Source organism: Lysobacterales bacterium (assembly GCA_014946745.1).
Classification (GTDB): domain Bacteria; phylum Pseudomonadota; class Gammaproteobacteria; order Xanthomonadales; family Xanthomonadaceae; genus Aquimonas.
This window is the reverse complement of the sequence record JADCRD010000001.1, coordinates 2,977,366-2,991,726: the sequence shown is the minus strand read 5'-3', so window position 1 is coordinate 2,991,726 and position 14,361 is coordinate 2,977,366. Positions and strand designations below refer to the sequence as shown.

18 protein-coding genes are annotated in these 14,361 nt (G+C 68.5%); 3 read left to right on the top strand and 15 right to left on the bottom strand.

Features of this window, described 5'->3' with window-relative positions:
• Positions 1-12 precede the first annotated feature (12 nt).
• From flhA to H4O13_11965, 9 genes are read right to left on the bottom strand one after another with little or no spacing between them, the layout of a single operon-like run.
• A complete protein-coding gene (gene flhA, locus H4O13_12005; protein ID MBE5316110.1) occupies positions 13-2,085 on the bottom strand; it encodes a flagellar biosynthesis protein FlhA in 2,073 nt (690 codons plus the stop codon).
• Positions 2,086-2,088: 3 nt separating this feature from the next.
• Positions 2,089-3,240: a flagellar biosynthesis protein FlhB gene (gene flhB, locus H4O13_12000; protein ID MBE5316109.1), complete on the bottom strand. Its 1,152-nt coding sequence runs from the start codon at positions 3,238-3,240 to the stop codon at positions 2,089-2,091.
• Positions 3,240-4,031 carry a flagellar biosynthetic protein FliR gene (fliR, locus tag H4O13_11995; GenBank protein ID MBE5316108.1) on the bottom strand — a complete coding sequence of 264 codons (792 nt, stop codon included), beginning with the start codon at positions 4,029-4,031 and terminating at the stop codon, positions 3,240-3,242. The genes flhB and fliR overlap by 1 nt, the downstream gene beginning before the upstream one ends.
• Before the next feature lie 8 nt (positions 4,032-4,039).
• Positions 4,040-4,309, bottom strand: coding sequence for a flagellar biosynthetic protein FliQ (locus H4O13_11990; GenBank protein MBE5316107.1), 270 nt, complete (start codon positions 4,307-4,309; stop codon positions 4,040-4,042).
• Entirely contained in the window at positions 4,306-5,082 is a 777-nt protein-coding gene (gene fliP / locus H4O13_11985; protein MBE5316106.1) for a flagellar type III secretion system pore protein FliP, read from the bottom strand. The genes H4O13_11990 and fliP overlap by 4 nt, the downstream gene beginning before the upstream one ends.
• Positions 5,079-5,483: a flagellar biosynthetic protein FliO gene (fliO, locus tag H4O13_11980; GenBank protein ID MBE5316105.1), complete on the bottom strand. Its 405-nt coding sequence runs from the start codon at positions 5,481-5,483 to the stop codon at positions 5,079-5,081. Before fliO ends, fliP begins: the two co-directional genes overlap by 4 nt.
• 8 nt (positions 5,484-5,491) lie before the next feature.
• Entirely contained in the window at positions 5,492-5,827 is a 336-nt protein-coding gene (fliN, locus tag H4O13_11975; GenBank protein ID MBE5316104.1) for a flagellar motor switch protein FliN, read from the bottom strand.
• The gene (gene fliM / locus H4O13_11970) at positions 5,824-6,828 is read right to left on the bottom strand and encodes a flagellar motor switch protein FliM (GenBank protein MBE5316103.1); all 1,005 of its coding nucleotides are present in this window, start codon (positions 6,826-6,828) and stop codon (positions 5,824-5,826) included. The genes fliN and fliM overlap by 4 nt, the downstream gene beginning before the upstream one ends.
• A 10-nt stretch (positions 6,829-6,838) precedes the next feature.
• On the bottom strand, positions 6,839-7,378 hold the full coding sequence (locus H4O13_11965) for a flagellar basal body-associated FliL family protein (protein ID MBE5316102.1): 540 nt from the start codon (positions 7,376-7,378) through the stop codon (positions 6,839-6,841).
• Between the two features lie 243 nt (positions 7,379-7,621).
• On the opposite strand from H4O13_11965, the gene H4O13_11960 reads away from it, so the two are divergent.
• On the top strand, positions 7,622-8,359 hold the full coding sequence (locus tag H4O13_11960) for a Crp/Fnr family transcriptional regulator (protein MBE5316101.1): 738 nt from the start codon (positions 7,622-7,624) through the stop codon (positions 8,357-8,359).
• Positions 8,360-8,743: 384 nt separating this feature from the next.
• Here the strand turns inward: H4O13_11960 and H4O13_11955 are convergent, their stop codons facing one another.
• The 6 genes from H4O13_11955 to H4O13_11930 form a co-directional block, all read right to left on the bottom strand.
• The gene (locus H4O13_11955; protein MBE5316100.1) at positions 8,744-9,589 is read right to left on the bottom strand and encodes a BON domain-containing protein; all 846 of its coding nucleotides are present in this window, start codon (positions 9,587-9,589) and stop codon (positions 8,744-8,746) included.
• A 379-nt stretch (positions 9,590-9,968) separates the two neighbouring features.
• Positions 9,969-10,187, bottom strand: coding sequence for a CsbD family protein (locus tag H4O13_11950; protein ID MBE5316099.1), 219 nt, complete (start codon positions 10,185-10,187; stop codon positions 9,969-9,971).
• Entirely contained in the window at positions 10,184-10,456 is a 273-nt protein-coding gene (locus tag H4O13_11945; GenBank protein MBE5316098.1) for a hypothetical protein, read from the bottom strand. The genes H4O13_11950 and H4O13_11945 overlap by 4 nt, the downstream gene beginning before the upstream one ends.
• A gap of 185 nt (positions 10,457-10,641) precedes the next feature.
• Positions 10,642-10,971 (bottom strand): BON domain-containing protein, encoded by a 330-nt coding sequence (locus H4O13_11940; GenBank protein MBE5316097.1) that lies wholly within the window; start codon positions 10,969-10,971, stop codon positions 10,642-10,644.
• An 85-nt stretch (positions 10,972-11,056) separates the two neighbouring features.
• Positions 11,057-11,281 (bottom strand): hypothetical protein, encoded by a 225-nt coding sequence (locus H4O13_11935; GenBank protein ID MBE5316096.1) that lies wholly within the window; start codon positions 11,279-11,281, stop codon positions 11,057-11,059.
• A gap of 810 nt (positions 11,282-12,091) precedes the next feature.
• Positions 12,092-12,241, bottom strand: a complete 150-nt coding sequence (locus H4O13_11930; protein MBE5316095.1) for a lmo0937 family membrane protein — start codon at positions 12,239-12,241, stop codon at positions 12,092-12,094.
• Positions 12,242-12,677: 436 nt separating this feature from the next.
• Between H4O13_11930 and H4O13_11925 the strand changes: the two genes are divergently transcribed.
• Positions 12,678-13,076, top strand: coding sequence for a DUF4398 domain-containing protein (locus H4O13_11925; GenBank protein ID MBE5316094.1), 399 nt, complete (start codon positions 12,678-12,680; stop codon positions 13,074-13,076).
• A 143-nt stretch (positions 13,077-13,219) separates the two neighbouring features.
• Complete coding sequence (locus tag H4O13_11920) at positions 13,220-14,095, top strand: OmpA family protein (GenBank protein MBE5316093.1); 876 nt, start codon at positions 13,220-13,222, stop codon at positions 14,093-14,095.
• Positions 14,096-14,361: the final 266 nt, after the last annotated feature.

The following is a 14,361-nucleotide window of genomic DNA, read 5'->3' as shown; positions in this document are numbered from 1 at the left end:
AGGGCGATCACCTCAGCCGACGTTGCCGACCAGCTTGAGCTTCTTGTCGTCCGGCACCTCGTGGTAGGCCAGCACATGAAGCTCGGGAATCCCGGTGCGGGTGAGCTTGGCGATCAGCGATCGCACCGGCCCCGGCACCAGCAGCACGGCGGGCTCGCCGACCGCTTCCTGCCGTTTCACGCACTCCAGCAGCGACTGGTGCATGCGTTCGGCGAGTCCCGGTTCCAGCGCGGCGCCGTTGCCGCTGACGGACTCCTGCAACACCCGTTCCAGCGGCGGGGCCAGGGTGTAGACCGGCAGTTCGGGGGCGAGGCCGTTGATCTCCTGGACGATGAAACGGCCCAGTCCGGCGCGCACGGCAGCGGTCAACTGCGCGGCGTCCTGGGTGTTCGGGCCATGTTCGAGCAGGGCTTCGCAGATCCGCCGCAGCTGGCGGATCGGCACTTTCTCCGTCAGCAGGTTCTGCAGGACGCGGACGATGACGGAAAGCGGAAGGGTTCTTGGCGTCAAATCTTCGACGAGCTTCGAATGGCTGCGTCCAAGTGCCGTCAGCAGCTGCTGCACCTCCTCGTGGCCCAGCAGGTCGGGCGCATGCTGGCGCACCAGGTGCGAGACGTGGGTGGCCATCACCGTCGCGGGGTCGACCACGGTCAGGCCCAGCGCTTCAGCCTGTCGGCGGTTGAGCGGGCTGATCCAGAGCGCATCGAGGCCGAAGGCCGGGTCCCGGGTCGGCACGCCGTCGATGTTGACCGGCAGGCGCCCCGGGTTCAGGGCCAGCTCGCGGTCCGGAAGAATGTCGCCAGCGCCGATCGGCACGCCGTGCAGCAGGATGCGGTAGGCGCCGGGCGAGAACTCCAGGTTGTCGCGGATGTGCACCGGCGGGATCAGAAAGCCCAGCTCCTGGGTGAGCTTGCGGCGCACCCCCTTGATGCGGGCCATCAGCTCGCCGCCCTGCGCGCGGTCGACCAGGGGAATCAGCCGGTAGCCCACTTCCAGGCCCAGCGAATCGACCGGCGACAGGTCGTCCCAGCTCAGCTCCGTCGGTGCCGCCGGCTTCGGTGCCTCTTCGGCCACGGCAGCGGGTGCCGGCGCGAGGCTGCGCCGGTAGAGCACCCAGGCGGCGTAGCCGAGCACCGCGGCCAAGCTGAGGAACGCAAAGTTGGGCATGCCCGGCACCAGGCCGACCACGCCCAGCAGGGTGGCGGCGATGGCCAGCGCCTTGTACTGCCCGAACAGCTGGTTCATCACCGTGCCGCTCATGTCCTGCGAGCGCGAGACGCGGGTCACCAGGATCGCCACGGCGGTCGACACCAGCAGCCCGGGGATCTGCGCGACCAGGCCATCGCCGATGGTCAGCAGGGTGTAGATCTCGGCCGCTTCGCCTGCGGACAGGCCGTGCTGGGCCATGCCGATGGCGAAGCCGCCGATGAGGTTGATGAACAGGATCAGGATGCCGGCGATGGCGTCGCCGCGAATGAACTTCGACGCGCCGTCCATCGAGCCGTAGAAGTCCGATTCCTCGCGCACCTCTTCGCGCCGGCGCATGGCCTCTTCGCGCGAGAGCAGGCCGGCGTTCAAGTCGGCGTCGATGGCCATCTGCTTGCCGGGCAGCGAGTCGAGGATGAAGCGGGCCGACACTTCCGAGACGCGGCCGGCACCCTTGGTCACCACCACGAAGTTGATGATGGTGAGGATGGCGAACACCACGAAGCCGACCGCGAAGTTGCCGCCGATGACGAAAGCGGCGAACGACTCGATGACCTTGCCGGCAGCATCCGGGCCTTCGTGCCCGTGCAGCAGCACCACCCGGGTCGAGGCCACGTTCAAGGCCAGCCGCAGCAGGGTCACCATCAGCAGGATGCTGGGGAACACCGAGAACTCCAGCGGCCGCTGCACGTACAGCACGGCCAGCAGGATCACCAGCGAGATCGCGATGTTGAAGCTGAACAGCACGTCCAGCGCCAACGGCGGCAGCGGCACCACGATCATCGCCATCATCACCAGCACGATGAGCGGGGCGCCGAGGCCCTGGCGCAGCATGCCCATCAGCTGGCTGCTGCGACTGGCGGTGGCCGGCTCGGCCATGGATCAGGCGTCCTTGTCGTCGGAGGGTGGAACGGCTTCGGGGTTTTCCTCGACCTCGACGCGTGGCGCCGTCGGGCGTGCGCCGCCGTGGCGGCGCCAGTGCTTCAGCTGGTAGACGAAGCCCAGCACCTGGGCCACCGCCGCATACAGCCGCACCGGAATTTCCTGGCCGATCTCGCACTCCCGATACAAGGCGCGTGCCAGCGGCGGCGATTCGACGATCGGAACCTTGTGCTTCTCGCCGAGTTCGCGAATGGTCACGGCGATCAGATCGACGCCCTTGGCCACCACCTTGGGCGCGCGCATTTTCTGGCCGTCGTAGACGATCGCCACCGCGAAGTGGGTCGGGTTGACCAGAATCGCGTCGGCGGAGGGCACGGCTTCCATCATCCGGCGGTTGGCGATCTCCTGCTGCACCTGCCGCACGCGCGCCTTGAGCTCGGGGCTGCCCTCACTTTCCTTGAACTCGTCCATCAGCTGCTTGCGGGTCATCTTCAGCTGGCGGCGGTGGTTCCACAGCTGCAGGGGCGCGTCGATGATCCCTACGAAGATCAGCGCGATGGTCAGTGCGCCCAGCAGGACCAGGGCCATGCGCCCGCCGTGCGCCGCCGCGCGCGGCAGCGGCTCGTTGATCAGGCTGATCAGCTCGGGCAGCTGCGAATGCAGCACCCACACGCCGACCAGCAGGATCAAGCTCACCCGCAGGATCGCCTTGCCGGTCTCGAGCAAGCCTTCGGTGCCAAAGATGCGTTTGACGCCGGCGATCGGATCGAGCTTGCTGAACTTCGGCGCCAGCGCCTTGGTGCTGAAGTTGAAACCCCCCAGCACCAGCGGCGCCAGCGCGCCGGCGATGGCGCCGGCCAGCATCAGCGGCAGTGCCGGCCAGAACAGGCCGAACAGCAGCTCGCCCACGTGCGCCACCGGATCCCCCCGCAGCACCTGTTCGCGCGGCAGCGAGAGCGCGCGGTCCAGCCAGGCGCCGGCGGTGGCGGTGAGGTGGCCGCCGGTGGCGAACAGAATCAGCACGCAGATGCCGAGCATGGCCGCGCCGCCCAGTTCGCGCGAGCGCGGGACCTGGCCTTCCTTGCGCGCGTCGTCGAGCCGTTTCTGGGTTGGCTCTTCGGTTTTGTCTTCGCCTTCGTCTTCGCCGGCCATCACTGCACCAGCCCGGAGCCCACCGTGAGGGCCTGTTCGAACAGCGCGCGCAGCGGCTCAAGCAGATGCGGCAACAGCGCGATCATCAGCACGAAGCCGACCAGCAGGGCCGACGGCAGACCGATCTGAATCGGGTTCAGCGAGGGTGCGGTGCGCGCCATCACGCCGAAGGCGATGTTCACGGTGATCATCGCGATCATGATCGGCAGGGCCAGGCTGACGCCGGCCAGGAAAATGATGCCGGCGAACGAAGGGATGGCATCGAGCAGGGTATACATCGCCACCGGCGTGGCGCCGGCGGGCAGCACGCGGTAGCTCTCGAACACCACGCCGAGCAGGGCCAGATGCGCATCGACAGCGAAGAAGGTGAGGCCGGCGACGACGGTGAACCACTGGGCGACCACGCCGCTCTGCACGCCGCGCATGGGGTCGATCATCTGCGCGAACGACAGGCCCATGCCCTGCGCCACCAGCTCGCCGCACATCGCCACGGCTTCCAGCGCCAGCCGCATCAGAAAGCCCAGCGAGGCGCCGATCGCGAGTTCGCGCGCCACCGCCAGCACGGTCTCCGCATTGATGTTGGCCTGGATGGCCGGCGCCGGCACCAGCGGTGCGATCGCAGCCGACAGCGCCAGCGCGAGAATCAAGCGGATGCGCCGCGGCACCGCCTGGGTGCCGAGAAAAGGCGAGAGCAGCAGCAGGCCGCCGATGCGCAGCGACAGCCAGATCACCTGCTGGCCGTAATTGAGCAGGTTGAGGCCTTCGAGACTGATCGCTGTGGTGGCGTCCATCGCGGAGCTCAGCCGAGCATCGAGGGAATGCGCTGGTACAGCCCGATGGTGAACTGCACCAGCTGGTTCAACATCCAGCCGCCGCCCACGGCCAGCACCAGGGCCATGCTGAACACCTTGGCGATGAATGCGATGGCGGGTTCGTTGACCTGGGTGGCGGCCTGCAGCAGGCCGATCACGACACCAATCAGCAGGGCCACGGCCAGCAGCGGAGTGGCGATCAGCAGGCCCATGCTCAGCGCCGTCTGCAGCTCGGACATGACGCTGTCGGCGTTCATGTGGTCACGAACGAAGCAGCGAGCGTGCCGACCACCAGCGACCAGCCGTCGACCAGCACGAACAGCAGGATCTTGAAGGGGGCCGAGATCAGCATGGGCGAGAGCATCATCATGCCCATCGACATCAGCACGCTGGCGATCACCAGATCGATGATCACGAAGGGCACGAACAGGAAGAAGCCGATCTGGAAGGCGGTCTTCAGCTCGCTGGTCAGAAAGCTCGCCATCAGCACGGTGAAAGGCACTTCATCGGGCGAGGCGTAGCCGGTGCTGCCGCTCATGCCGGCGAACAGCATCAGGTCGGCCTCGCGGATCTGCGCGAACATGAACTCGCGGATCGGCCCCAGCGTGGCGGTGAGTGCGGCCTCGAAGCCCAGCTGGCCGTCGAGATAGGGGCGAATGCCCTGCGCCCACGAGGCGTCGATGACCGGCGCCATCACCAGTGCGGTGATGAACAGGGCCAGCGCCAGCAGAATCTGGTTCGACGGCGTCTGGCCGGTGCCCAGTGCCTGTCGCAAGAGGGCCAGCACCACGATGATCCGGGTGAACGCGGTCATCGCCAGCAGAATGCCCGGCAGCAGGGTGATGACCGTCATCAGCGCCAGGATCTGCAGCGGCAGGCTGACCGTCTGCGTGCCGACGGTGGCGACGGTCACGTCCGGCATCGGCGGCAGCGTGACGGTCGGCGGGGCCGCCAGCGCGTCGGTGCCGAGGCTGATGGCGAGTACCGCCAGCAGCATCTGCAGCAGGCGCATGAGGCGCTGGCCGCTCATGCCCGTGGCCCCAGACCGAGCTGCTTGTGCAGCAGCTGGGCGAAGCTCGCCGGCGCGTTCGTCTCCGCCGGAACGGGACCCTCGAAGCGATGCAGGCAGGTCACCCCGCCGGGGCTGACGCCGAGCAGCAGTGTTTCGCCGGCGGCCTCGACCAGCACCACGCGCTCCTTCATGCCCACCGCGAGGCTGGCGCGCAGCTTGAGCACGCCGCTGCCGCCGGCCTGCAGGCTGCCCATGCGCTTCAGCAGCCAGGCGCAGAGCAGGATCAGGCCGATCACCAGCAGCAGCGAGCCCGCCATGCCGACAAGCGTGCCGAAGCTCGCGACCGAGGCTGGCGCAGGTGCGCTGGCCGCGGGCGCCGCCGCGGCGCTGGCAAGCAGGCTGGCGAAAGGCGATGACATGGCGAGCCTCAGCGCAGGCGCCGCAGACGCTCGGCCGGGCTGACCACATCGGTCAGGCGCACGCCGAAGCGGTCGTTCACCACCACCACTTCGCCGTGCGCGATCAGGGTGCCGTTGACGTAGACATCCAGCGGTTCGGCAGCACCGCGCTCAAGCTCGATCACCGAGCCTGGATTGAGCTGCAGCAGGTTGCGGATCGGCACGCGCGCGCGGCCCACTTCCAGCTGCAGGGTGACGGGTACGTCCAGCAGCACGTCGAGGTTCAACTCGCCGCCGCCGCCCTCCGGCGACAGGGTGCCGAACTGCGCTGCGGTGGCGCCCAGGACATCGGAATTGCTGTTCATGGCTGTGGCCTCTGCAGGGCGGGGCTCAGGGGAATGCTGGGCGGGCGCACTTCGGTGATCTTCACTGCGCGCTTGCCGCCGTGGGCGCCGAATTCGCCGCGGAACACGGGCACGTTCTCGACCAGCAGGTCGAGCTGCTTCGGCATCTCGATCGGCAGGATGTCGCCGGGCTTCAGATTGAGCAGGTCGCGCAGGGCGAGCGTCTTGCGAGTCAGGACGCTGCTGATCTCGACTTCGGTGTCGTTGATCTGCGCGCGCATCTCGGTGACCCAGCGTTCGTCGCGCTCGGCGCGGTCGCTCTGCAGGCCGGCATCGAGCTGCTCGCGCAGCGGCTCCAGCATGCCGTAGGGGTAGCTGATGTGGATGTCGGCCACCACGCCCTCGAGCTCCACCGAGAAGCGCGACACCACGATGTACTCGCGCGGAGTCAGGATGTTCGCGAAGTGCGGGTTGACCTCGGAATTGACGTACTCGAACTCCAGCTTCAGCACCGGCGCCCAGGACTCGATCAGATCGCGGAACACCTGCTCCAGCAGCAGCTGGATCACCCGCATCTCGGTGGCGGTGAACTCGCGACCTTCGATCTTGGCGTGGAAGCGACCACCGCCGCCGAAGAAGGTGTCCACCACCGCAAACACGAGCTTGGGCTCGAAGATGATCAGGGCGGTGCCGCGCAGCGGCTTGACCTTGATCAGGTTGATATTGGTCGGCACAAACAGGCCGTGGGTGTACTCGGCGAACTTCAGCATCTCGATGCCGCGCACCGAGATCTCGGGCGAGCGCCGCAAGAGGTTGAAGATGCCGATGCGGATCAGGCGGGCGAAGCGCTCGTTGACCATCTCCAGCGTGGGCATGCGCCCGCGCACGATGCGGTCCTGGGTGGCGAAGTCGTAGGGCCGCGCCTCGCCCGGCGCGAACTCCGGCTCGGTCGAGACCACGCCGGCATCGACGCCGTGCAGCAGGGCATCAATCTCGTCCTGGCTGAGGATGTCCCTGTTCACGGGCGCCCGCTTACTGGGTCACGAAGCTGGTGAAGAACAGCGCGTCGACGCCGTCGTAGCCGGTTTCATCCTTGAGCACGCGATTGACTTCGGCCAGCGCGTCTTTCTGCAGCTGCTCGCGGCCTTCGATCGAGCGCAGTTCCGCCTGGGTTTTCTTGGCGAACAGCATCAGCAGGGCGTTGCGGATCGCCGGGCTGTGGGTGCCGATGTCGGCGATCACCTGCGGGTCGCGCGAGCTCAGCTGCACTTCGGTCTGCAGATAGCGCGTGCTGCCCTCGTCGGCCAGGTTGACCACGAAGGCCGGCTCCAGCGCGACGTACTGCGCAGGCGTGCCGCGTTCAACCGGCTTGCGTTCGGGTTGCCCGGTCTCGCTGGCTTCGGCTTCGGCGGCGGGCTTCGGCAGCAGGAAGAAGGCCGCACCGCCGCCGACGCCCAGCCCAGCGAGCAGGACCACGGCGACCAGCACGATAGGGAAGCCTTTCTTGGGCGCATCGGCGCCCGCGGCGGGCGCCGCAGCAGCGGCGGGTTTGGCAGCAGGCTTGGCAGCCATGGAGCTCTCCGGACAGTGACTGAGCGCCCGGGTTGCAAGCGCCGTGCCGGGCTCGCTGCCCTGCCGCAGGTCGGTCCGTCGAGGCGGTGTCGGATTTACGACGCGCCCTGAAGTCAAACAAATGGCGCGGACGCGGCTGAGTGAGTGAGCGTACAGACAGCCGGGCCGGCGGCCCTGCACGGTGCGCAGCGGGAGTCGCTGACGCCCCTGGATCCACGTCCGCCACCCCGAGGAGAGCCCCCGATGATCTCTGTCACCGCAGCGGATCCGCCGAACCTGTCGGCCAATCGCGTTCTGCAGCAGCTGCCGGAGCGGCAGCGACGGCCGCTGATCGAGCTCTGCGGCCTGCGCGAACTCAGCGTCGACCAGCGGCTGACGACGGTGGGTCAGCCAGGGGCTGCGCTGCTGTTCCCGCTGGCGGGACTGGTGTCGATGTCCCTGGCGGGCACGGGGGTCGGGGCGAGCCAGCTGCTGATACTCGGCTCGGACGGCGTGATCGGCAGCGCATCGGTGCTGGCCTCAGCGCCCGAAGTCCTGCTGGCAACGGTCTCGGCAAAGGGCTTCGCCCTGAGCCTGGATCGACGCCGCTGGCGCCAGGCGATGCTGGCTGCCTCGCGCCTGGGCCCACTGCTGCAGCGCTACCAGAGCCTGCAGCTGGGGCAGCTCGCGCGTTCGGCCGTGTGCCTTGGGTTCCACGAAGGCCAGCAGCGTCTCGCGCGCTGGCTTCTGGACGCGGCCGAGCGCAGCGGCGAGGCGCTGCCGCCAGTCACGCATGAACGATTGGGCCACCTGCTCGGCTTGCGCCGCAGCGGCGTCACCGTCTGCGCAGGTCGCCTGCAGGCCCAGGGGCTGATCGACTATCGACGCGGACAGATCCGCATTCTCGACCTCGCCGGCCTCAAGCTCGCGGCCTGCCCCTGCTATCAGGCGGATCGCCTCGCCCGTGCGGCGGCGTTTCCTCGCGCCGGAGGCGGGCCCTGACATCAGCGCCGCAGGACGGTGGCCGAGGCAAAGGCGACCAGTTCGCCGAAGCGCCGGCTCACCCCTTGCCCTGCCCGCCAAACGCAAGGCCCACCGAAGTGGGCCTTGAAGGCGGGCGCCGCGCGCACCTTGCGAAGCGCACCCGGATGGAGGAGGGCCAGGAGCCCCTGCGCGGCAGAAGCAACCGCGCCGCAGCCTGCAAGGCTGGAGAATTCAGCGTTGCCGCGCGCCTCGGGGGGCGCGTCCGCGGATCGAGCGCGTCAGCGCCCAATACAGAGCGCCCGATCCAGAGCGCCTGATCCAGCGGGAGCGAGTCCGGCCCGCGCCGGACTCGCGACCACTGATCCAGTTCAAGACGGTCGAGTTCAGCGTTGCCTGAGCGCTTCAGCGCTTGGACGCTTCGGCGACCGTGGGGCCCGCGATCGGGGCCACCAGCAGCGCGTTGGAATCGACGCTCTTGACCCCGCCGATGTTCTGCGCGAGTTCGATGGCCAGCGCCCGCTCGGCGCCGCTGTGCAGGCTGCCGCTGAGGGTGACCACGCCCGCCGCGGTGCTGACTTCCACGTCCGATCCCGCCACGTTGCTCGAGTAGAGCAGGGTGTACTTGACCTTGGTGGTGATCCAGGTGTCGCTCATCGCGGTGCCCGCCGGCTGCGCGGCCGCTGGCTTCAGCATGCCGGCACCGACGGCGTCGCCAACCACGATACGGTCATCCACCTCACCCACACCGCGCGTGGTCGCCGCCAGGCGGTTCGCGGCGGCGCGCGCATCCGCCGAGCGCGCGTTTCCGGTCAAGGTCACGGCGCCGTCGCGGGTGGCGACTGTCACCTGCAGGTCGTTCGCGAATCGGCTCCAGGCCAGCTTCGAGTTGATGGCCGTGGTGATGGTGCCGTCGTCCAGCACCTCGGCGAAGCGTCGCGGCGTGGCTGGACCGCTCTTGGCGTCGACGGTCAGGGCGTTCTCGACCTTGCTGACCCCTTCGATCCCGCCGGCGATCGCCTCCGCCAGCTCCTTGCTGACTTCTTCAGGGACGCTGCCGCGGAGCGTGGCGACGCCGTTGCTCACCTGCACGTCAAGCTGATCCGCACGCAGGTAGGGGCTCAGTCGATACGTCGTCTCGATGCGCGCTTCGGCGCGCGCATCGGTGAGCGGGGTGTGGGCCGGCTCGGCGGCCGAAAGGGTGGTTGAGGCAAGGCCACCGAGCAGCGCGGCGATGGCGAAGGACAGCAGACGAAGGGGGGGGCGTTCTCATGGCGTTCTCCTGGAGAGTGGAAAGTCGATGCGCTGAAGGTTCGGAACACAGTGGTGCGTGGTGTGGCGGACAGCGGCATGCCCGCGCGGGACACGTTCCGTCCCGCCTTGCGGCGGACGCACCTGCGGGCTTGCGCTGGCAGTGGGGTGGCGCGAAGGAAAGGCAGGCCTGGGGCCTGATCGCAGGTGGGCGGGTCGAAGCAACGCGCACGACTTCAGGCCTGCCGCGCGCCATGAGCGGCGCGCCCGCAGAACAGACGCGCACGAGAGGGATCCAGCGCAAGCGAGTCCGGGCCGGCGCCGGACTCGCGACGCCTGGACGACGCCCTGACGGAGTTGTCCAGATCTTTCCTTGGGATCAATCCCTTGGTGGGTGGGCGTCGAAGAAGGCCTTGACCTGCCGGCTCGCTTCGTCGCGAGTCAGGGCGTAGCGCTCTTCGACCAGGCCGCTGAGCTTCTGCGCATGGCCCTCGGTCTGCAGCAGCTCATCGTCAGTGAGCTTGCCCCAGGCGACCTTTGCCGCGCCGACCTGCTGCTTCCATCGGGCCTTCAGGGTGTCGCTGCTGGGCAGGCTCACGTGGCCTTCCTTTCGGTGTCGGCCCGCGGGCTGCCGCTCTTGCCGTCCGCGTGGGTCCCGGGCTTGGCCACGCTGGGGCTGGCCGCGCCACCGGCGCGCACATCGACCGCGCTCTTCGTTGTGTCATTCGCCGGGATCGGCTTGCCGGGGGTAGGTGGCTTGGCATCCTTCGCGCCCGTCGGACTGAGCCGGATCGGATCGGAGGGGGCACGGTTGGGCGGCGTCGGAGCGCCCTTGTGGTTCGACGGACGATCGTTATGGGTTTTCATGGTGTGGCTCCTGGGCTGGGCTGTGCGCGGAGTACGCTGTGCCCGGCCTGTGCAGCTTGATTGTTCTGAGCCATTCCGTCGGTGCGGTAGGGCACCTACAGGCCCTTGAACTGCGCCTCCATCAACGGGATGCGGTGAGTTCGCCGCACACCGCGGGCGAGGCCGCCGCTTCGCAGGCGCAGCGTCTACTTGATGCGGATGTCATTGACCACCGAGGTGACGCCGGCGATGCCGCGAGCGATGCGCCCGGCACGCTCGATCTCCTCGCGCGTGCTGACGAATCCGCTCAGCTGCACGCGACCCTTGAAGGTCTCGACATTGATCTCGGCGGCGCTGAGATCCGCTTCGTTGAAGATCGCCGAGCGCACTTTGGTGGTGATGACCACATCGTCGATGTACTCGCCGGTGCCCTCGCTGGTGCGCGTAGAGGCGCAGCCGACAAGGCCAAGAAGCGGGCCGGCCAGGGCCAGTGCAGCCACGAGTGCGAACGCGCGACGGATGGATTGACTGTGCATGGGGAAACTCCTTTGCGATGCAGGGGGTAGGCGACAGCGGCTCACGCCTGCCGCCGATGTGCGCCGGAACTGGGCATGGGGTGGATCAGCGCACCCGGCGAGCGCTGAAGGTGAGCAGCCCGATGCCCACGACGAGACCGGCAATGCCAGCCCAGAGCGGAATGTTCAGACGGCTGCGCTCCTGCACCTGAACCTGCAGGGGGCCGAGGTCCACCTGATGGGTTTCGCGGGTGTAGTCGAAGCCGCCGTAGGCCAAAGCGAGCACGCCGCCGATGATCAGAACGATAGATGCGAGACGAAGACTGTTCATTGCGAACTCCGGGTCTGGTGGGGATGGATGAGGGAAGGGGTGGATGCGCGGATCGCCTACCCGCCACGACCAGCGGACCTGCATGTGTCGGTGCCGACGTCCGACTTCCGCCGCGTTGTTGCCGGGTCGCGCACGTTCGCCGGTGCTTGGCTGCGGGCGTGAGCGCGCTGAGCTGGGGGGCAGGCGCGGCGGCGCAGTTCAGATCGCCTCCGGTCGCGTGAGCCCACCACGACCCCGGGCCAAGCAGTGCATGCGTGCGTGCGCACGCCGCGAACACGACGGCGTGGCGCCTCGCTTGGCTCCGGCAACCCTTTGAGCTGTGCGGGCTTCGTGCGGCTCGTACAGGGCAGACCCGCAGATCGAGCGCGCGCTCGTGTTTCGACCTGAGCGGGAGCGCCAAGCGCTTGGCCGGGCTGTGCTCAAGCGAGTCCGGCGACGCCGGGCTCGCGACCACGGATCGCATCCACGATGGGCTGGATCCGTATTGCTCCAGCGAAGGTCTGAACAACTCCGTCCGGGAGTTGTTCAGACCTCGCGCGTCCGCTGCGAGTCCGGACTCGCTGAACCCAGATCAAGCACCTGCGTGCTCGATCGGCGTACACGCCATCCGTGGTGCGCCGGAAGCTCCGACGAATCAGAGCTTCCCTGGGCGCCTGTCGGGCTTTGGGGGTCGAGGCGATAGTCGACGGCGTGAGGACAGTTTTTTCGACGGTTCGCAGGCCCACAGTCGGCGCCATTGGCCAAGAACCGGCGGAAGAATGGGCCGTGCTGCCGGATTTGCAGCCCGGGCATCCAACGTCCGACAGGCTTCTAGATCACCTGTCGACCGCGGATCACCCGCAGCAGAAGAATGACCAAGGCAACGACCAGCAGGACGTGGATGAAGCCGCCGAGGGTGTAGGACGACACCATCCCGAGCAGCCAGAGCACGATGAGAATGACGATCAGCGTTTCGAGCACGGTGTTCTCCTTGGGGTGAACTTTCGATGTCGGCCGTCGGGGAGTGCGGCCGCTCCATCGCTTGCACGAACGGGAAGCGAGCGTGGAAGCCGAAGCGATGCGGCCTCGACTCTTCGGCGCGTCAGCAGATCCTTGAAGAGGCATCGCAGACGTTCTCGCCAGGTCCGCCGCGCGGCGCGGGATGAGCGTCCATGCCCACAGCCTTCCGGCGTCCAGCTCCGGCTCTCGCAGCGCAGTCGTTTCGGGCGAGGGGGGCCTCGCGTCCTGTTGAGAGAAGCATGCGCTGCTCGCCTGCGTTCTCTCTGTGCGCTGACGAACACAGCGCCGTCTGAGGCGAGTCAATGCGCAAGTGCGCTGGTGGCTGATCTGTTCGCTGGCAGACAGACAGCGGCAAGCCGCTGCGGCAGGGTGGGGCGCACCCCCAAGGAGAACGCACATGCTCACCTCACTCGCTACGCCTGTTGCGCCCGGCCTCGCCCTGCGCGCACTCGTCGCCCTCTGCATCGGCCTGCTTGCCGCCGCCTGTGCCAGTACGCCGAGCTACGAGCTGCAGCTGGCGGCTGCCGATTCGGCGGTGGCCAACGCCAACAACGCCAGTACCCAGGGCGATGCGGGTGCCGAGTTGAGAGTGGCCACGGAGAAGCTCGCCAGCGCCCATCAGGCGGCGCGGCGCCATCAGTCCGAACGCGCCCTGCAGCTGGCGCAGCAGGCCGAGGTCGATGCGCAGCTCGCCGTGATCACCGCGCGATCGCAGCGCAGCCAGCGCGCTGCCGAAGAGTCGCAGCAGGCCGCGCGCGCGCTCCGCGAGGAGATCGAACGCGCCGGCGGACGCTGAGCTGTGTGCCAGGTCGGCGGCTTCGGCCGCATGCGCCAGCGCCGGGCCGAGAGCACGCGGTTGCTTCGATTGCCTGCGCAGATCCGCTTTTCCCTTCGGACGCCGTGTTCCGGCGCCCATCCGCTTCACCCCAAGGAAACCCCATGAACACTCGACCGATACCCCAAGCCGCGCTCGCGCTCGCCGTCGTGCTCGCGCTTGGCGCCTGCACCACCACGCCGCGGCGCAATCTGGCCATGGATGAGGCGCGCAGCTCGCACCAGCGCTCGCAGTCCAACGAGGATGTGCGTCGCTATGCGATGGATGAACTGGCCAAGGCGGATGCCGAGCTGGCCCTCGCCGAACGCGCCTGGTCTGACCGCGCCCCGGCCGCACGGGTGGACCATCTGGCCTACATGGCCGCGCGGCGCTTCGACATCGCCGAAGCCGCGGCGCAAAGCCGAGCCTCGCAGGCTATTGTCGAGGGCGCGGCCGCCGAACGCGATCGTCTGCGCCTGTCATCGCGGACGCGCGAGGCCGACAGCGCCCGCCGCGACGCGGAGCGCAGCCGCGCGGAGGCCGGAAGCGCGCGACGCGATGCGGACGCCGCGCAAAGCGAAATCGCCAGCCTGGAAGCCGAGCTGTCGAGCCTCAACGCGCGCCGCACCGAGCGCGGCCTGGTGGTGACCTTGGGAGATGTGCTGTTCGACACCGGACGGTTCCAGGTGCGGCCGGAGGGCGACGCCAACCTGCGGCGGATCGCCGACGTGCTGCGCGAGCACCCCGGCTATCACGCCGTGATCGAAGGACATACCGACAACGTCGGCAGCGCCAGTTCGAACTACCTGCTGTCCGAACGTCGGGCCGACTCGGTGATGCGCTCGCTGATGTCCTTCGGTGCGCCCGCCGGGCAGATGGTCAGCCGCGGGCGTGGGCAGGAGTTCCCCAGCGCCAGCAACGAAACCGCCGCCGGCCGGCAGATGAATCGGCGGGTCGAAGTGGTGTTCAGCGTGTCCGACGCTTCCGTGGCTCGCCAATGAGTTCAGCCCGCTCGGCCCCGCAGGGCCATGAGTCGGCGCGCGCAGCAGGGCGCGCCGGTAGCGCCTGCTTCATGGCGCCTCCCGCCTGCGTGCCGGGTGCTCGCGATTCGCCACCCGCAGCGCCTGCGCTGCGGTCTCGCGCCGAGGCTTGCGAACGCGGGCCCGCGGAATGCGCGGGCGCCGCCGCAGGTGGACGCGACAGCCGCGCGGAGATTCCAAGGCGCGGCCGCGCAAGTCGCTGCGCCTCTCGGCCGCGATCGGTCGGC